20 protein-coding genes and 2 tRNA genes are annotated in these 17,466 nt (G+C 67.8%); 8 read left to right on the forward strand and 14 right to left on the reverse strand.

The genetic code is table 11. From position 1 onward, the window contains the following. Positions 1-133: 133 nt before the first annotated feature. Positions 134-841 (reverse strand): ArsR/SmtB family transcription factor, encoded by a 708-nt coding sequence (locus tag APZ15_RS09140; protein ID WP_027788033.1) that lies wholly within the window; start codon positions 839-841, stop codon positions 134-136. A gap of 195 nt (positions 842-1,036) precedes the next feature. On the opposite strand from APZ15_RS09140, the gene APZ15_RS41705 reads away from it, so the two are divergent. Together APZ15_RS41705 and APZ15_RS09145 are read left to right on the forward strand one after the other, a co-directional pair. Continuing rightward, positions 1,037-1,177, forward strand: a complete 141-nt coding sequence (locus tag APZ15_RS41705; protein ID WP_006753078.1) for a hypothetical protein — start codon at positions 1,037-1,039, stop codon at positions 1,175-1,177. 130 nt (positions 1,178-1,307) lie between these two features. After that, entirely contained in the window at positions 1,308-1,820 is a 513-nt protein-coding gene (locus tag APZ15_RS09145) for an acyl-CoA thioesterase (protein ID WP_012328135.1), read from the forward strand. Between the two features lie 44 nt (positions 1,821-1,864). On the opposite strand, the gene fumC is transcribed toward APZ15_RS09145, so the two are convergent. From fumC to APZ15_RS09160, 3 genes are all read right to left on the reverse strand, one after another. Beyond that, a complete protein-coding gene (gene fumC / locus APZ15_RS09150) occupies positions 1,865-3,259 on the reverse strand; it encodes a class II fumarate hydratase (RefSeq protein WP_027788032.1) in 1,395 nt (464 codons plus the stop codon). 155 nt (positions 3,260-3,414) lie between these two features. Beyond that, positions 3,415-4,803 carry a multidrug efflux MATE transporter NorM gene (norM, locus tag APZ15_RS09155; RefSeq protein WP_027788031.1) on the reverse strand — a complete coding sequence of 463 codons (1,389 nt, stop codon included), beginning with the start codon at positions 4,801-4,803 and terminating at the stop codon, positions 3,415-3,417. Positions 4,804-4,937: 134 nt separating this feature from the next. Then, entirely contained in the window at positions 4,938-5,156 is a 219-nt protein-coding gene (locus APZ15_RS09160) for an RNA-binding S4 domain-containing protein (protein ID WP_021159725.1), read from the reverse strand. A gap of 269 nt (positions 5,157-5,425) precedes the next feature. Between APZ15_RS09160 and APZ15_RS09165 the strand changes: the two genes are divergently transcribed. Beyond that, the gene (locus APZ15_RS09165; RefSeq protein ID WP_027788030.1) at positions 5,426-5,827 is read left to right on the forward strand and encodes a hypothetical protein; all 402 of its coding nucleotides are present in this window, start codon (positions 5,426-5,428) and stop codon (positions 5,825-5,827) included. A gap of 123 nt (positions 5,828-5,950) precedes the next feature. Here the strand turns inward: APZ15_RS09165 and APZ15_RS09170 are convergent, their stop codons facing one another. The 8 genes from APZ15_RS09170 to fdxA all read right to left on the reverse strand — a co-directional run bounded on the left by APZ15_RS09170 (position 5,951) and on the right by fdxA (position 10,335). Further along, on the reverse strand, positions 5,951-6,733 hold the full coding sequence (locus APZ15_RS09170; RefSeq protein ID WP_027788029.1) for a DUF4088 family protein: 783 nt from the start codon (positions 6,731-6,733) through the stop codon (positions 5,951-5,953). A gap of 161 nt (positions 6,734-6,894) precedes the next feature. After that, the gene (locus APZ15_RS09175) at positions 6,895-7,233 is read right to left on the reverse strand and encodes an AzlD domain-containing protein (protein ID WP_027788028.1); all 339 of its coding nucleotides are present in this window, start codon (positions 7,231-7,233) and stop codon (positions 6,895-6,897) included. Further along, entirely contained in the window at positions 7,230-7,997 is a 768-nt protein-coding gene (locus APZ15_RS09180; protein ID WP_027788027.1) for an AzlC family ABC transporter permease, read from the reverse strand. The genes APZ15_RS09175 and APZ15_RS09180 overlap by 4 nt, the downstream gene beginning before the upstream one ends. Before the next feature lie 122 nt (positions 7,998-8,119). Beyond that, positions 8,120-9,019, reverse strand: a complete 900-nt coding sequence (locus tag APZ15_RS09185) for an AraC family transcriptional regulator (protein WP_027788026.1) — start codon at positions 9,017-9,019, stop codon at positions 8,120-8,122. Between the two features lie 61 nt (positions 9,020-9,080). Then, the gene (locus tag APZ15_RS09190) at positions 9,081-9,566 is read right to left on the reverse strand and encodes a CreA family protein (protein ID WP_027788025.1); all 486 of its coding nucleotides are present in this window, start codon (positions 9,564-9,566) and stop codon (positions 9,081-9,083) included. A gap of 119 nt (positions 9,567-9,685) precedes the next feature. Further along, positions 9,686-9,761: transfer RNA gene (locus APZ15_RS09195), tRNA-Asn, on the reverse strand. 71 nt (positions 9,762-9,832) lie between these two features. Next, a tRNA-Asn gene (locus APZ15_RS09200) sits at positions 9,833-9,908 on the reverse strand. A 103-nt stretch (positions 9,909-10,011) separates the two neighbouring features. After that, entirely contained in the window at positions 10,012-10,335 is a 324-nt protein-coding gene (gene fdxA, locus APZ15_RS09205) for a ferredoxin FdxA (RefSeq protein WP_011351384.1), read from the reverse strand. Positions 10,336-10,635: 300 nt separating this feature from the next. Here fdxA and pncB point away from each other — a divergent pair, with 300 nt between their 5' ends. From pncB to APZ15_RS09230, 5 genes are all read left to right on the forward strand, one after another. Then, positions 10,636-11,835 carry a nicotinate phosphoribosyltransferase gene (gene pncB / locus APZ15_RS09210; protein WP_021159717.1) on the forward strand — a complete coding sequence of 400 codons (1,200 nt, stop codon included), beginning with the start codon at positions 10,636-10,638 and terminating at the stop codon, positions 11,833-11,835. Between the two features lie 88 nt (positions 11,836-11,923). After that, on the forward strand, positions 11,924-12,586 hold the full coding sequence (locus APZ15_RS09215) for a LutC/YkgG family protein (RefSeq protein WP_027788024.1): 663 nt from the start codon (positions 11,924-11,926) through the stop codon (positions 12,584-12,586). A 43-nt stretch (positions 12,587-12,629) separates the two neighbouring features. Then, positions 12,630-14,060: a sodium:proton antiporter gene (locus tag APZ15_RS09220; RefSeq protein WP_027788023.1), complete on the forward strand. Its 1,431-nt coding sequence runs from the start codon at positions 12,630-12,632 to the stop codon at positions 14,058-14,060. Positions 14,061-14,141: 81 nt separating this feature from the next. Next, the gene (locus APZ15_RS09225) at positions 14,142-15,131 is read left to right on the forward strand and encodes a 2-hydroxyacid dehydrogenase (RefSeq protein ID WP_021159714.1); all 990 of its coding nucleotides are present in this window, start codon (positions 14,142-14,144) and stop codon (positions 15,129-15,131) included. Then, positions 15,128-16,606 (forward strand): DNA recombination protein RmuC, encoded by a 1,479-nt coding sequence (locus tag APZ15_RS09230; protein ID WP_027788022.1) that lies wholly within the window; start codon positions 15,128-15,130, stop codon positions 16,604-16,606. Before APZ15_RS09225 ends, APZ15_RS09230 begins: the two co-directional genes overlap by 4 nt. Before the next feature lie 88 nt (positions 16,607-16,694). Here the strand turns inward: APZ15_RS09230 and APZ15_RS09235 are convergent, their stop codons facing one another. After that, a complete protein-coding gene (locus APZ15_RS09235) occupies positions 16,695-17,180 on the reverse strand; it encodes a GNAT family N-acetyltransferase (RefSeq protein WP_027788021.1) in 486 nt (161 codons plus the stop codon). Beyond that, a complete protein-coding gene (locus APZ15_RS09240) occupies positions 17,177-17,452 on the reverse strand; it encodes a hypothetical protein (RefSeq protein WP_006401288.1) in 276 nt (91 codons plus the stop codon). The genes APZ15_RS09235 and APZ15_RS09240 overlap by 4 nt, the downstream gene beginning before the upstream one ends. Positions 17,453-17,466: the final 14 nt, after the last annotated feature.

The following is a 17,466-nucleotide window of genomic DNA, read 5'->3' on the forward strand; positions in this document are numbered from 1 at the left end:
GTCGATTCGTGCCGTTGAGTTCACAATATCCGCTCGGCCTGTTTCAATGCTCGGTGTTTTGTAAGTCGAATGGCACGCGATGTAACAAAACCTGTCGATCGCGCGCCGTTGTCGTGCAGACGCAATGCGGGCGTCAAGCGGACGTAAGCCACTCGTCGAAAACCTGCTGTCCGGGCACGGTGACGCGCAGCACGCGCGGCCGTGCCGCACGCTCGATCCAGCCGTGCGCGCAGAAGCTCTCGAGCAGTGCCGCGCCGAGCGCGCCGCCGAGGTGTGAACGCCGCTCGCTCCAGTCGAGGCATCCGCACGCGAAGCGGCGCCGGCGCGTGCGCTGCTGTGCGACGTCGATGCCCCATTGCGCAAGCGCCTGCGTGCCGAGTTCGGTGGTCTCGATCGCATCGCCGTCCGCCTGCAGCCAGCCGCGTGCGGTGAGCCCGTCGAAGATGCGCACCGCGAGTTCGCCGGCCATGTGGTCGTAGCAGGTGCGCGCATAGCGCAATTCGGCCGGGACCGTGCGGGACGGCGGCGGCGCCGCGCGATGCGGCGCGGCCGCGCGGGCGACGTTCGCGAGTGCCTCGAGCGATGCCGCGATGTCGGCCGATGCGATCCGGTAGTAGCGGTGCCGGCCGCGCACGTCGAGCGCGAGCAGGCCGCCTTCGGTCAAGCGCGAGAGGTGGGCGCTTGCGGCGGAGGGCGACAGCCCCGCGATCATCGTCAGCTCGCCTGCCGGCCGTGCGCTGCCGTCCATCAGCACCCACAGCATCGCGGCGCGTCCCGGGTCGGCGATCAGCGAACCGATGCGGCTCAGGCCCGGAAAGTGGTGGTCGTCTTGGTCGGTCATCGTCGTGTCTCGTCAGGCGGGATGGTCTCCAGTGTAGTGGGCGCGCGCATTCGATGTTTCGGTTCTGGCTGAAATGTCGGATGCAGACGCGCCGGCGGCGTCGGTGCGGCGAACCGGGCCGCGGCCGCGTGCGGCCCGCGCGTAGAATGGCCGAAAGCGGCGGCAGCGGGCTGCCGCACGTGACACGACGCAACGATGAAGACGATTTTCTGTTTGCTGGCGGCGGCGCTCGTCTGCGCGGCCTGTGCGCAGGGCGGTGCGGGCGCGGCCGGCGAGCGCGGCGGCAGCCTCGAGATGTACGGGACGATCGATCAGGGCATCACGGTGCGCCGCTGACCGGCGCCGGCCACATGCACGCCGGGCACGGCCCCCACAGCCGCGCCACACGGGGCGCCCCGCGACGCGTTGCCGCAGTGCAACGTATAATCGGCCGATTACAGCGCCCCTGCCGCCTGGAGCCAACACGATGTCCCAACCGTCCCCCGTACCGGCCGCCCTCGACCGCACCGAAACCGTATTCCGCTTCCTCGCCGAACCGTCGTCCGTGAACTTCGGCGGCAAGGTGCATGGCGGCGCGCTGATGAAGTGGATCGACGAAGTCGCGTATGCGTGCGCGGCCGTCTGGTCGAGCCGCTATTGCGTGACGGTCAGTGTCGGCAACATCCGTTTCCAGCGTCCGATCCTGGTCGGCAATCTCGTCGAGCTGAAGGCGCGCGTCGTTGCGACGGGCCGCACCAGCATGCACATCCATGTGTCCGTCCATGCCGGGGATCCGAAGGGCGGCGTGCTGCGCCAGACGACCGATTGCCTCGTCGTGTTCGTCGCGGTCGACGAGAACGGCAACCCGGTGCCGGTGCCGCCGTTCGTGCCCGAGACCGACGAACAGAAGGTGCTCGCGAAATATGCGGCCGACGTGCGGGCCGCGCTCGACAAGATCGTCGAGATGAAGCCGGAAGAAGTCGCGAAAGGCGCGGTCTGACCGCGGCGGGCGCCGCGCCCGCGATTCCGCCGGTCGTCGTTCCGTCAGCGCGACCCGATCATCTGCTCGGGGCGCACCCACGCATCGAATTCCGCCTCGGTCAGGTAGCCGAGCGCGAGCGCGGCTGCCTTCAGCGTCGTGCCTTCCTTGTGCGCCTTCTTTGCGATCTGCGCCGACTTGTCGTAGCCGATGTGCGGATTGAGCGCCGTCACGAGCATCAGCGATTCGTTCAGCAGCAGGTCGATGCGCGAGCGGTTCGGCTCGATGCCCACCGCGCAGTGGTCGTTGAAGCTCTGCGCGCCGTCGGCGAGCAGCCGCACCGACTGCAGCACGTTGTGCGCGATCATCGGCCGGAACACGTTCAGCTCGAAATTGCCGCTCGCGCCGCCGACGTTGACCGCGACGTCGTTGCCGAACACCTGGCAGCACAGCATCGTCACGGCTTCGGACTGCGTCGGGTTCACCTTGCCCGGCATGATCGAGCTGCCCGGCTCGTTTTCCGGAATCGACAGTTCGCCAAGCCCGCAGCGCGGCCCGCTCGCGAGCCAGCGGACGTCGTTCGCGATCTTCATCAGGCCGGCAGCCACCGTCTTCAGCGCGCCGTGCGCGAACACCAGCGCATCGGCGGCCGCCATCACCTCGAACTTGCTCGGCGCCGTCACGAACGGCAGCTTCGCGAGCCGGCCGATTTCATCGGCGACACGCACCGCGAACTCCGGATGCGCGTTCAGCCCCGTGCCGACCGCGGTGCCGCCGAGCGCGAGCTCATACAGGTGCGGCAATGCCGATTCGACGTGACGGATGCCCTGGTCCAGCTGCGCGACATAGCCGGAAAACTCCTGGCCGAGCGTGAGCGGCGTGGCGTCCTGCAGGTGCGTGCGGCCGATCTTCACGATGTCGGCGAAGGCCTTCGACTTCGCGTCGAGCGTCGTGCGCAGCGTGCGCAGCGCCGGCAGCAGGTGGTTGACGATCGCGTACGCGGCCGCGACGTGCATGGCGGTCGGGAACACGTCGTTCGACGACTGGCCGCGGTTCACGTCGTCGTTCGGATGAACCTTGCGCGCTTCGCCGCGCTCGCCGCCCATCAGTTCGCTCGCGCGATTCGCGATCACCTCGTTGAGGTTCATGTTGGTCTGCGTGCCGGAGCCCGTCTGCCACACGGCGAGCGGGAATTCGCGCGGATGCTTGCCGGCGATGATCTCGTCGGCCGCGTCGATGATGGCGCGCGCCTTGTCGTCGGCCAGCACGCCGAGCGACTGGTTCACGGCCGCCGCGGCGCGCTTGACGATCGCGAGCGCGTGGATCAGCTCGGGCGACTGCTTCTCGGTCGAGATCCGGAAATTCTGCAGCGAGCGCTCGGTCTGCGCGCCCCAGAGCCGGTCGGCCGGTACGGCGATCTCGCCGAACGTATCGCGTTCCATCCGAACTGCTTCGTTCATGATCCACTCCTCCAGGAAAGGGGAAAGGCCGCGCGTCGTCGCGCGGCATCAGGCATAACCAGACGTATCGTGAGGCAGTCGCGCCGCTGGCGCGGCGTCTCGAGGTCTTCAGCCGACTAGCATAGCGCCGGCCGGGATTTCGCGTCGTGTCGCGCTCAGTGCGGCGACGTCATGAGCGACGCGCTCTTCAGATGAAAGCGCCACGCCATCAGCACGGCCACGCTGGCAAGGCCGGCCGCGAGACCCCACCAGAGGCCGCGGGCGCCGAGGCCCACGTGGAACGCGAACCAGTAGCCGGTCGGAAAACCGATGCCCCAGTAGCCGAGGGTCGCCGCGAGCATCGGGATGCGCGTGTCCTTCAGGCCGCGCAGCGCGCCCGACGCGACGGTCTGCGCGCCGTCGACGATCTGGAACACCGCGGCGATACCGAGCAGCGACGCGGCGAGCGACACCGTGGCCGCGTTCGACGGATCGTCGAGGTTCAGGTACAGGCCGACGATCGCGTGCGGCGCGACGATCAGCACGATGCCCGACAACGTCATGAACGCGACACCGAGGCCGAGGGCGACGAAACCCGCGTGCCGCGCGGCGACGGGCGCCCCCGCGCCGACCCAGTAGCCGACGCGCACGTTGGCGGCCTGGCCGATCGCGAGCGGCACCATGAACGCCACCGACGCGACGTTCAGCGCGATCTGGTGCGCGGCCAGCGACGTCGCGCCGAGCACGCCGATGGTCAGGCCGGTTGCGAGGAACAGCGTCGACTCGACCCCGTACGTGATCGCCACCGGCCAGCCGATGCCGATCAGCTCGCCCATCATGGGCAGCTTCGGGCGCGCGGCGGTGACGAAATGACGGAAGCGCTGCCGGCCGTGCAGCAGCCAGATCAGGGCGAGCGCGGTGAGCCAGATCGTGATCGTCGTCGCGACCGCCGAACCGAGGAAGCCGAGGCGTGGCAGCCCGAACGCGCCGTGGATCAGGCCGTAGTTCAGCACGGCGTTGACGCCGACGCCGCCGATCGACACCCACAGCAGCCGCCGCGCCGCACCGATCGCCGGAAGGAATGCACGCATCAGCCCGACACCGATCAGGCTGCCGAGCGCGGCGAAGCGCAGGATGCCCGTGTATTCGCCGACGTGATGCGCGAGCAACGGCGGCTCGTGGAACATCAGCAGGATCGGTTCGGACAGCGACAGCGCGATGATGGCCGGAATCGCGAGCAGCACGGACAGCGCGAAGCCGGTCCAGTAGATGTGCGGTACGCGCTCGTCGGCCTTGGCGCCGCGCGCGTGCGCGACGCTGACGCTGACCGACGACAGCACGCCTTGCAGCACGGTCACGATGACGAAGAAGAAGTTCGCGCCGAGCCCGCCCGCGGCGAGCGAGTCGGGGCCGAGCGAGCCGAGCAGCACCGTGTCGGTGACGCTCATCGCCATCTGCGAAAGCTGCGCGATCGCGAGCGGCGCGGCGAGGCGGGCGGTATCGGCGGCATGACTGGACAGGGACGGCGGCGCGGCGGCCGTCCGCGTAAGACCGGAATGCGACATGGAATGGGCGCTCGCGCGGGTGCGGGCCCGCGCTATATGTATTTATTTTGAGAGACGGCTAGCTTACGGCTTTATTCGAACCGTGTCGAACGCGCGCGCCGATGGCCATGTCGCAGGCAGGGGAACCGTCGGCCCTAGGCTTCGCGCACCGCAATGCGCGTGTCGCCGAGCAGGACGACCTGGCCCGCGCGGATCTTGCAGGTCTTGCGCAGTTCGACCGCGCCGTCGACTTTCACCGCGCCGGACGCAACGATCAGCTTTGCGCTGCCGCCGCTGTCCGCGAGGCCGGTGATCTTGAGAAGGTTGTGCAGCTCGACGTATTCGCCGGTCAGCGTGAAATCCAGGTTGGGCATGACGAAGAAGGTGCGCAAGGCGCGGGAGGAAACGCTCCGCATCATACGGCACCACGGGCCGGCACGCGAGCGCGGGCCGCCGCGGCATGCAGTTGTTAAGGACTGTGAGCGACTCGTCAGCAAATGAAACGGTGGGTAACAGTCTGAGAGATTCGAGAACCGGCCGGGCGCGCCGCGGGTCTTTTTCGTACCTGCTGCGTGTTGCGGCAGGGGAAGCGACGGACCGCATCGCTGCGGTTCGGGCTCACAACTTCCTGAGGAGAATTGCCATGTCCAAGATTCGTACGATGCTGATCGGTGCCGCGCTGACGGCGTTCGCTACTTCGGCCGCATTTGCCCAGACGGGCACGGCGGTGCAGGGCACGGCCGGTGCCGGCGTGCAGGCGCAGACGCCGGCGGCCGGTGTCGGTGCCGGCATGCAGGGCAGTGCGGGCGCGAACGCGTCGGGCAATGCCGCCGGCGGTGCAACCGATGCGGTCGGCGCGGCAGCCGACGGCGCGAAGGATACGGCGTCGTCGGCCGTCCATTCGGCCAAGAAGCACACGAAGCATGCCGCGAAGTCGGCCAAGAGCCATGTCGGTTCGGCCAAGGCGAAGGCCGGCGAAGCGACCGAAGGCGGCGCATCGGTCGGTGCGGAGGGCGGTGCATCGGCCCAGGGCGCCACGCAGTAAGCGGTGCCTGGCGCCGCGCGACGCTCGTCCCTGACGGTGCGTCGCGACGGCGGTCATCCAACGGCCCGGTTCGCATTGCGCGAACCGGGCCGTTTTCGTGTATCGATGCGCTTGGGGGTGCCGTTACGGGCGGCGCTGTCCTTGCCCTTGTCCCGGACCCTGTGCCGGCCGCGCGGCAGCCGGGGTGAATACGCTGCGCAGCCACGCGGCGAGCCGTGCGAAGACGTCGTACGGCTCCTCGACGAAGATCTCCGGCTTCAGCAGCCGCAGGTATTCCATGATCTGCTGCGCTTCCTGCTTCTGGAACGAGCCGTGCGCGAGCCCGAGCCGCAGCAGCCCGCGCAGTTCGCCGAGCTTGTCGCGCGCGGTGCTGCCGACGCTCATCTCGCACGCGAGCTTGGCCTCGTAGACCCGTTGCCGCAGCGATTCCGCGAGCCGCCACGCCGGCGTCTGCATCAGTTCCTCGAGTGCCTGGATGTCTTGCGCCGCGCCCTTGATCTGCGACGCGAGCGGGTCGATCAGCGACGGGTCGCCCTGCGCTTCGGCGACGATCGCCTTCGCCCAGTCGCGGCAAGCCTTCGCGAGTTCGTCGGGGGTCCATTCGGAGCGGGACGCGAAGCCGAAGCCGAATTCGCCGGCCTGTCGCATCAGGATCGCGACGACGTCCGGGAATTCCTTGTCGAGCGTGCGTTTGGCCCACGCGTACTGGCCGCCCTGCAGCATCCGCTGCACCGCGTGCTCGGTCAGCGGCACCATGTTGTCGAGCAGTTTGGCGCGCAGGAAATCCTCGAACGACGGCGTCGCGAACTGCGGGTCGAGTTTCAGCGACACGCGGACGAACGCATCGTAGTCCTTGCGCAGGGACTCGAGCGTGTCGTCCTTGAGGGAAAGGGTGATCTGGCCCATGAATCGTCTCGATGGCGGCCCGCGCAAGCCGGCGGCCGGCACGGCGCACCGGGGCGGGCGCAGCGTCGACTGACCGGTGCGCGCCGAGGCCGGTGGCGGGTCTTCATCTCCTATATCGGCCTGCCGGGCGGAAACTTGAGCGCGGGTGACCGAGCGTGTGCTCAGGCGGGCAGCCAGTGGGGCAGCACGACCCCTTGCCAGAAGAAGAACACCGCGAGCCCTGCCGCGATCGTCACGAGCGGGCGGCGGGTCGCTGCCGACACGAGCACGGCCGCCAGCGCGCCGACGAGCTGCGGATTGCGCCAGGTCAGCTCGGCCGTGCCGCCGTGCGGCGAGACGGCCATCGGCACGATGATCGCGGTCAGCACGGTGACGGGCACGAAGCCGAGCGCGGTCCGCACGAGCGGCGGGAAGGCCAGCCGTTCGCCGAACAGGAACAGCGTCGAGCGGATCGCATACGTGATGACGGCCATCCCGAGAATCAGCAGCGCGTAGCTCACGATGCGGCCTCCGTGCGCGAGCCGGCACGCGATCGTTCGTGCAGCAGCGTGAGCGCGACGCCGATCGCGACGCCGGCGGCGACGGCGCCGAGCAGTCCGAGCTTGTACGGCCAGCCCTGCCAGAAGTACGCCAGCGTGCCGGCCGTCACGGCCGCCGCTAAATAGCGCAGGGTGCCGAGCTGCGGGACGACGATCGCAATGAAGGTGGCCGCCATCGCGAAATCGAGGCCGAGCGACTGCAGGCCCGGGAACGCCGCGCCGAAACCGATGCCCGCGAGCGTCCAGACCTGCCAGTTCAGGTACATCGCGAGCCCCGAGCCGAAGAAGTAGTGGGGGCCGATCGCGCCGGGCGGGAAATGCCGGTAATGCGCATAGGCGACCGCGAACACCTCGTCGGTCATCAGCGCGCCGAGCGTGGCGCGCCAGCGCAGCGGCAGGTGCGCGACATAGGGCGCGAGCGTCGCGCTGTACAGCAGGTGACGCAGGTTCACGATCAGCGTGGTCGCGAGCACGACGACGAAGCTTGCGCTACCCGCGATCAGGCCGAGCGCGATGAACTGCGCGGAGCCCGCGAACACGGCAAGCGACATCAGCGTGCCATGCCACGCGGCGAGCGGGCCGCCGCCGACGAGCGTGCCGAAAATCACGCCGAACGGGGCGGCGCCAATCATCATCGGGATCGTGTCGCGCGCGCCGTCGAGCCATTCGTTGAACGGGCGGCGAGCGGGCGATGCGGGTGTCGGGTTCAAAGGGTGCTCCTCCATGAACGGGAGGATAGCGGGCGGGGGGCGAGCCGGCTTGTATGTTCTTGCGCTTGGACGGCGAGCCGGTGCTTGCCTGCTTGCAGGCGCCGGCGGCATCGCGCTGGCGGGCCGGACGCCGCGCGTCAGCTCGCCTGCCAGCGCCCGGGCGGTACGCCGAACATGCGTTTGAAATGCCGCGTGAAGTGGCTTTGGTCGACGAAGCCGCTGGCCGCCGCGACGTCGGCGACGGGCACGCCCGCGCGCAGCGGCGCCAGCGCGCGCTGCAGGCGCAACTGGTTGCGCCACGCATGCGGCGGCATGCCGTTCGTGCGGGTGAACAGGCGCGCGGCATGGAACGGCGACAGGCCGGCCGCCTGCGCGACTTCGTCGAGCGTCACCGTGCACGTCAGATCGGCAGCGAGCCGTTCGCGCATCGCGTCGACCCGGGGTTCGTCCGACGCGAGCGGCGCCGGTCGCGGCAGGGCGTCCGCATGGCGCACGATCAGCGTCGACAACGCATCGAGCATCGCCGTTTCGGCGGCGAGCGGATCGTAGATGCGGGGTGCGCCCGTCGCCGGAACGTCAGCTGCTTGCCCGTGCGCCTGCGAGGGCAGTGCGTGCTCGCTGCCGGCCTCCATCATCCGGTGCGCCAGCGTGAGCCGCGCCGCCAGGTCGGCGTCGCGAATCACGTCGGGCGCAAACCACGGCGCGTCCTGCGGGCGGCCGGCGATCGCGCTGGTGAGTTCGCGGATGAAATCGACCGGCATGTAGCTGACGCGATAGCACCAGCCCTCGTCGGCCGCACGCGACCCCGTATGCACTTCGCCGGGATTGATCACGGGCACGGTGCCGGTTTCTGCGACATGGCCGCTGCCGCGATAGGTGAAGCGTTCCGCGCCTTCGAGAATCACGGGGATCGTATACGCGTCGTGCCAGTGGGGCGCGAACGTGTGGTCGCGATAGGTGGCCGTGACGAGATCCGCATCGGGCAGCAGCGGCGTGCGCCAGTAGCGTGCGGAGTCGGGAAGGCGGGTGGCGGACATGATCGGGCGCGGAGCGGTCGAACCGACAGTGTATCGCTCGCGCGCCCGGCGGGCGCGGGCTTTACTTGACCGGAATCGTCGTGCCGGCCGGCATCGGCACCGCGGTGACGGCGTTCTTCGGGCTGCCGCTGACGATGCGGTCGCTGTAGGTCAGGTAGACGATCGTATTGCGCTTGGTGTCGACCACGCGCACGACGTGCAGGGTCTTGAAGATGAACGACATGCGCTCGCTGAACACGTCGGTCTGCTGCTTGAGCGGCTCCTTGAAGCTGATCGGGCCGACCTGCCGGCACGCGATCGACGCTTCGCTCGGATCCTCGGCGACGCCGAGCGTGCCCTTGATCCCGCCGGTGCGCGCGCGCGACACGTAGCAGGTCACGCCGTTCACGACCGGATCGTCATACGCCTCGACGACCACGCGATCGGAGCCCGTGACGCGGAAATGGGTGTTGACGCTGCCGACTTCCTCCGCGTGTGCGAGCGGTGCCGCGGCGAATGCGGAAAGCAGGAGGGCGAGTGGTGCTGAGCGGAGGAGGCGGTGCTTCATCGACGGAACCGGATGCGAATGCGGGACAGAGACTCTAGCATGCGCGCGACCGGGCGATGAAAGCCGAAAGGCGGGCCGGAAAAACAAAAGGCCCGTCGAATGACGGGCCTTTCGCTATTTGGCTCCCCGACCTGGGCTCGAACCAGGGACCTACGGATTAACAGTCCGGCGCTCTACCGACTGAGCTATCGGGGAATAAATCGGTACATCTGCTTGTTTGTCTACCAGCAAAAAGCCCGTCCACTTTCAACGGGCCTTTGCGTTTTTGGCTCCCCGACCTGGGCTCGAACCAGGGACCTACGGATTAACAGTCCGGCGCTCTACCGACTGAGCTATCGGGGAACAAACAACAACAGCAGAGAAACGAGATTGTATGGAGCGTTGATCAACCTGTCAACACTTTTGGGCCGCGGCGCACAAAAATTTTTTTGCGGCCGCTGCGCGATCAGCGCTCGAGCAGGTGCAGTTTGTCCTGCACGTCCTTCCACTCGTCCGCGTCGGCCGGCGCCGGCTTGGTCTTCGTGATCGACGGCCAGTCCTTTGCCAGCTCGGCGTTCAGCGCGGTGAACTGCTGCTGGTCGCCCGGAACGTCTTCTTCGGCATAGATCGCATTGGTCGGGCACTCGGCGACGCACACGGCGCAGTCGATGCACTCGTCCGGATCGATGGCGAGAAAGTTGGGACCTTCACGGAAGCAATCCACCGGGCACACATCCACGCAGTCCGTGTATTTGCACTTGATGCAGCCTTCGGTCACAACGTGAGTCATTAAAACGCTCCTGCTTGGCGGTATATATGGGGTGGCGTTTGCGCCAAAACCGGCATTGTAACTGAAGCGCAAAACCCGCATGGCGTGGTCGGCTATCCGGCTTATATCGTTTCGTGATTAGTTTATGGCGGCCCGCAGAAGGGACTCGCCGACGGGGCGCGTGTGCCGTACGGCGGCGCGGCCGGGCAGGGCGGCGGGCGGTTTCGCGATGGTCGGGCCCGCATTCGGGTAACATGGCCGGCAGACCGGGCGGCGCGCGGTGCGCCGGGGCCCTGTCACGATACTGGCGGTGCCGTAATCATGATCATCACTTCGCTGCTCGACACGGATCTCTACAAGTTCACGATGATGCAGGTCGTCCTGCATCACTTTCCTGCCGCAAACGTCGAGTACCGCTTCCGGTGCCGTACGCCCGGCGTCGATCTCGTGCCGTACATCGACGAGATCCGCGACGAGGTGCGCGGCCTGTGTTCGCTGCGCTTCACCGACGTCGAACTCGACTACCTGCGGCGCATGCGCTTCATCAAGAGCGATTTCGTCGACTTCCTCGCGCTGTTCCACCTGAACGAGAAATACATCTCGATCACGCCATCGCCGAAGGGCAACGGCGAGATCGACATCGTGATCGAGGGGCCGTGGCTGCACACGATCCTGTTCGAGATCCCGGTGCTCGCGATCGTCAACGAAGTCTATTTCCGCAACACGCAGCGCGAGCCCGACTATCGCGAAGGTCGCGAGCGGCTGTGCGAGAAGATCAAGCTGCTCGGCGCGAAGCCCGAGTTCGCCGACTGCAAGATCGCCGACTACGGCACGCGCCGGCGCTTCTCGAAGGTGTGGCACGAGGAAGTCGCCCTCACGCTGCGCGACGGGCTCGGCCCGCAGTTCGCCGGCACGAGCAACGTGCTGTACGCGATGAAGCACGGCATCACGCCGCTCGGCACGATGGCGCACGAGTATCTGCAGGCGTGCCAGGCGCTCGGCCCGCGGCTGCGCGATTCGCAGATCTACGGTTTCGAGATGTGGGCGAAGGAATATCGCGGCGACCTCGGGATCGCGCTGTCGGACGTCTACGGGATGGACGCGTTCCTGAACGACTTCGACATGTACTTCTGCAAGCTGTTCGACGGCGCGCGCCACGATTCGGGCGATCCGTTCGAGTGGGGCGAGCGCATGCTGCGCCACTACGAGGCGAACCGCTGCGACCCGCGCACCAAGGTGCTCGTGTTCTCGGATGCGCTCGACATCCCGAAGGTGATGCAGTTGTACGAACGGTTCCGCGGCCGCTGCAAGCTCGCATTCGGCGTCGGCACCAACCTCACGAACGACCTCGGCTACGTGCCGCTGCAGATCGTGATCAAGATGGTTCGCTGCAACGGGCAGCCGGTCGCGAAACTGTCGGATACGCCGGGCAAGAGCATGTGCGACGACAAGGCGTATCTCGCGTACCTGCGCCAGGTGTTCGGCATCGCGCAGCCGGTCGAGGAAGGCGCGTCGAAGTAAGCGTCGGCCGAACGGCCAAAACTGCGTCGCGGCGGGGCCGGCCGGTATAATCCGACGGTATCGCCCGCCAACGTCACGAGGACCGTTCATGGACACTTCCGCTGCCCGTCGCCAGATCCTCGCGCGCATTCGCGCGGCGCAGGGGCGTGCGGCCGAACCCGATGCGGCCGAGCGCGACGGCGTTGCCGACTATCTCGCCCGTCATCCGGAGGGCCCGCGCCCGCCGGCGCCGGCCGACCTCGTCGCGGCATTCGTCGACGAAGCGGCCCGTCTGTCGACGACGGTCGACGAAGTCGCAGCGCTTGCCGATGTGCCGGCCGCCGCGGCCCGCTACCTGTCCGCTCATGGCCTGCCGACGCAGGCCGTCGCATGGCGCACGCTGGCCGATTTCGACTGGGCGGGCGCAGGCCTGTCGGTCGAGTTCCGCAAGCCGCGCGACGGCGATCTGGTCGGCCTTACCGGCTGTTTTTGCGCGACCGCCGAAACAGGCTCGCTGGCGCTGCTGTCCGGCCCCGACACCTATGCGTCGGCGGGCCTGCTGCCGGAAACGCACATCGCGATCGTTCCCGCGTCGCGGATCGTTGCCGGTCATGAAGACGCATTTGCGCTGATCCGCGCGGAGCGCGGCGAATTGCCGCGCGCGGTCAATTTCGTGTCGGGTCCGTCGCGCACGGGCGATATCGAGCAGACCATCGTACTGGGCGCGCACGGCCCGTACCGCGTTCACGTGATCGTCGTACGGGGCGCATGACGCGCCCGCTGCATCCACCACCATTCGAACAAGGAAGTTCTGCATGAAACGACATGCCGCCTGGGCGGGCATGGCGTCGGGGATCGCGCTTGGCGCCGTTCCCGCGCTTGCATCGGCCGCAACGCTCGACGGTGCCGCGCTGTCTGCCCTCTGGGGTATCCCGTTCGCCGGGATCCTGCTGTCCATCGCACTGTTCCCGCTCGTCGCCCCCGTTTTCTGGCATCACCACTTCGGCAAGATTGCCGCCGCGTGGGCGGTCGTGTTCCTGATCCCGTTCGGATTCGCGTTCGGTGCGGGCACCGCGTTCGGCACGCTCGTGCATGCGCTGCTCGAGGAATACATTCCGTTCATCGTGCTGCTCACCGCGCTCTATACGGTCGCGGGCGGCATCTGCGTGAACGGCAATCTGCATGGATCGCCGAAGCTCAATACCGCGATCCTCGCGCTCGGCACGCTGCTCGCGAGCGTGATGGGTACGACGGGCGCCGCGATGCTGCTGATCCGGCCGCTGCTGCGCGCCAACGACAACCGCAAGCACGTCGTGCACGTCGTGATCTTCTTCATCTTCCTCGTCGCGAACGCGGGCGGCTCGCTGTCGCCGCTCGGCGATCCGCCGCTGTTCCTCGGTTTCCTGAACGGCGTGAGCTTCTTCTGGACGACCACGCACCTCGCGCTGCCGATGCTGTTCATCTGCGCGGTGCTGCTGACGCTGTTCTTCGTGCTCGATACGTACTTCTACCGGAAGGGCGGCGAGGAGCGGCCGGCCGTGCTCGACCCGACGCCGGACGGCGCGGCGCTGTCGATCGACGGGAAGATCAACTTCGTGCTGCTCGCGGCCGTGGTTGCGCTCGTGCTGATGAGCGGCATCTGGAAGCCGGGCATCGCGTTCGACGTATGGGGCACGCACGTCGCGCTGCAGAACCTCGTGCGCGACGTCGCGCTCGTGGGCGTGACGCTCGCGTCGCTCGCGCTGACGCCGCGCTCCGCGCGCGAGGGCAACGCGTTCAACTGGGCGCCGATCGAGGAAGTCGCGAAGCTGTTCGCGGGGATCTTCGTGACGATCGCGCCGGTGATCGTGATCCTGCGCGCCGGCGCCGACGGCGCGTTCGCGCAGATCGTCCACCTCGTCACGGGGCCGGACGGCAAGCCGATCGACGCGATGTACTTCTGGGCGACGGGCATCCTGTCGTCGTTCCTCGACAACGCGCCGACCTATCTCGTGTTCTTCAACCTCGCGGGCGGCGATGCCCAGTCGCTGATGACGACCGGCGCGTCGACGCTCGCCGCGATTTCCGCGGGCGCGGTGTTCATGGGCGCGAACAGCTATATCGGCAACGCACCCAACTTCATGGTGAAGGCGATCGCCGAATCGCGCGGCGTGAAGATGCCGAGCTTCTTCGCGTATCTCGGCTGGGCGCTGGTCGTGCTGATACCGGTATTCCTGCTGACGTCGTGGCTTTTCTTCACGGCGTAAGCTGACGATTTTCAACCTTGAGCGGGCGGTCCCGGCGGCGCACGGCGCGCTTCGATCCGCCCGCGGCATGCGGAGATGGCGATGCAGAAGATCCTGGTCGCGCGTCCGATCTTTCCGGACGTGATCGAGCGGCTCAAGCAATATTTCGACGTCGACTGGAACAACGGCGACGCACTCGCGCCCGGCGCGCTCGCTGCGCGTCTGGCCGACAAGGACGGTGCGTTGACGGCCGGCGATCCGGTCGGCGCGGCCGAGCTCGCCGCCGCGCCGCGCCTGCGCGTCGTGGCGAACATGGCGGTCGGCTACAACAACTTCGACATGGCTGCGTTCAACGCGGCGAACGTGCTCGGCACCAACACGCCCGACGTGCTGAACGAGTCCACCGCCGATTTCGGCTGGGCGCTGATGATGGCCGCCGCTCGCCGGATCGCCGAATCCGAGCACTGGCTGCGCGCCGGCCACTGGCAGAAGTGGGCTTACGACGGGTTCCTCGGCAGTGACATCTACGGCTCGACGCTCGGCGTGATCGGAATGGGGCGCATCGGCCAGGCGCTCGCGCGCCGCGCGCGCGGCTTCGGGATGCAGGTGATCTATCACAATCGGTCGCGTGTCGCGCCCGAGATCGAGGCCGAGCTGAACGCCGAATACGTATCGAAGGATGCGCTGCTCGCGCGCGCCGATCACGTCGTGCTCGTGCTGCCGTACACGCAGGAAAATCACCATACGATCGGCGCTGCCGAACTCGCGAAGATGAAGCCCACCGCGACGCTGACCAACATCGCGCGCGGCGGGATCGTCGACGACGCGGCGCTGGCCGTCGCGTTGCGCGACGGGACGATCGCCGCCGCCGGCCTCGACGTGTACGAAGGCGAGCCGACGGTGCATCCGGCGCTGCTCGAGGTGCCGAACGTCGTGCTGACGCCGCATATCGCGAGCGCGACCGAAAAAACGCGCCGCGCGATGGCGAACCTCGCCGCCGACAACCTGATCGCCGCGCTGGGCGAAGGGCCGCGCGCGGGGCGGCCGCCGAATCCGATCAACCCTGACGTGATCGGGAAGCCGCGCGCATGACGATGACGTTGTTGCTTGCGGCGGTCGTCGTGCTGGCCGTCGCGCTCGCGGTGGCGATCGTCGCGCTCATGCGTGGCACTGGCCGTCACGACGATACGGCTGTACTGGGCGACCAGATCGAGGACGCCGCGCACGCGCAGGCGCGCGCGGTCGAGCGGCTCGAACGCGAATTGCGCGGCGAGATCGTCGAGAACGCGCGCGGCTCGCGCACCGAGCTGGCCGGCAGTTTTGCGCAGCTTCAGCAGACGCTCGCCGCGCAGCTGACGAGCGTGGCGACCGTGCAGAACAACCAGGTCGAGGGCTTCGCCCAGCAGCTCGGCAAGCTCGTCGCCGGCAATGCGCAGCAGTTCGACGCGATGCGCGAGAGTTTGCAGCGCCAGGCGCAGCAGGCGCGCGAGGAGCAGACGGGCGCGCTCAGGCTGTTCGGCGACACGTTGAACCGGCAGCTCACGCAACTGACCGAGGCGAACGATCGCCGGATCGGCGAAGTGCGCGCGACGCTCGAACAGCGGCTGAAGGAAATCGAGACGAACAACGCGGCGAAGCTCGAGGAGATGCGCCGCACCGTCGACGAGAAACTGCACGCGACGCTCGAGCAGCGGCTCGGCGAATCGTTCAAGCTCGTGTCGGACCGGCTCGAGCAGGTGCATCGCGGGCTCGGCGAGATGCAGACGCTCGCGGCGGGCGTCGGCGATCTGAAGAAAGTGCTGACCAACGTGAAGACGCGCGGCACCTGGGGCGAAGTGCAGCTCGAGGCGCTGCTCGAGCAGATGCTGACGCCCGAGCAATACGCGAAGAACGTCGCGACGGTGCCGAAGAGCAGCGAGCGCGTCGAGTTCGCGATCCGGCTGCCGGGGCGCGATGCCGGTACGCGCGACGCGCCGCCCGTGTGGCTGCCGATCGACGCGAAATTCCCGCGCGAGGATTACGAGCGGCTGATCGACGCGCAGGAGCGCGCCGATGCGGTGGCGGTCGAGGAAGCGGCCCGCGCGCTCGAAGCGCGCGTGCGGCTCGAGGCGCGCACGATCGCCGAGAAGTACGTCGCGCCGCCGCACACGACCGATTTCGCGCTGTTGTTCCTGCCGACCGAAGGGCTCTATGCGGAGATCCTGCGTCGCCCGGGGCTGACCGACCTGCTGCAGCGCGACTATCGCGTGACGGTGGCCGGCCCGACGACGCTCACCGCACTGTTGAACAGCCTGCAGATGGGTTTCCGCACGCTCGCGATCGAGCAACGGTCGAGCGAGGTGTGGCAGGTGCTCGGCGCGGTAAAAACGGAATTCGGCAAGTTCGGCGACGTGCTCGCGCGCACGAAGGCGCAGCTCGAAACGGTCACGCGCTCGATCGAGTCCGCCGAGCAGCGTACGCGCGTGATGAACCGCAAGCTGAGGCAGGTCGAGGCGCTGCCGGGCGACGCGGCGGCCGGGCTGCTCGGTGCGGAAGGTAGCGACGGCGCCGATGCGGACGACGCGTGACGCGCGTTGCCGATACCGGCCGGAACGAAAACGGGCGCCGCGGCGCCCGTTTTTTCATGCAGCGACTGCCGGTGCGGCCGCGATGCGCTCAATGCCCGGCGAGCGTGTCCAGCGCGTCGCCCGTCACGCGAACGATGCGCCAGTCGGGCAGCACGGTGGCGCCCATCTTCTCGTAGAAATCGATCGCAGGCTGGTTCCAGTCGAGAACCGACCATTCGAAGCGCCCGCAACGGCGTTCGACGGCCAGGGCCGCGAGGTGACGCAGCATCGCGGTGCCGAGGCCCGTGCCGCGTTGCGACGGCTGCACGTACAGATCCTCGAGATAGAGGCCGCGGCGGCCGAGGAACGTCGAGTAATTGTGGAAGAACAGCGCATACGCGACGATCGCGCCGTCGTGTTCGGCCACCCGTGCTTCGGCGGCAGGCCGCGCGCCGAACAGTGCGTCGGCGAGGTCGGCCTCGGTCGCGACGAACAGATGCGTGAGCTTCTCGAATTCGGCGAGTTCGCGCATCAGCGCGAGGATCGCACCGACGTCGCTCGCTTGCGCCGCACGGATCAGCGGTGTGCCGCTCACGCTTCCTCCGGCGGATCGGACAGCACGATCTCGATGCCGCCGAAGCGCGATGCGACCCAGTTGTACGCGTGGCACGCGATCCACAGCAACACGAAGCCGAGGATGGCGTTCAGCAGCAGCGCGCTCAGGATCGTGCTCAGTTCGACCATCCCGTAACGAACGTAGGCGACGAGAATGCCGAGCAGCACGATCGGCACGCTGAACGTCAGGTAGACGAGGATCAGCGCCTTTGCGGTCTGCCCCGCGGCGATCGACGAAATTTGTTTCTTCATGTGCGGATTGCCCC

The organism is Burkholderia cepacia ATCC 25416, assembly GCF_001411495.1.
Classification (GTDB): Bacteria; Pseudomonadota; Gammaproteobacteria; order Burkholderiales; family Burkholderiaceae; genus Burkholderia; species Burkholderia cepacia.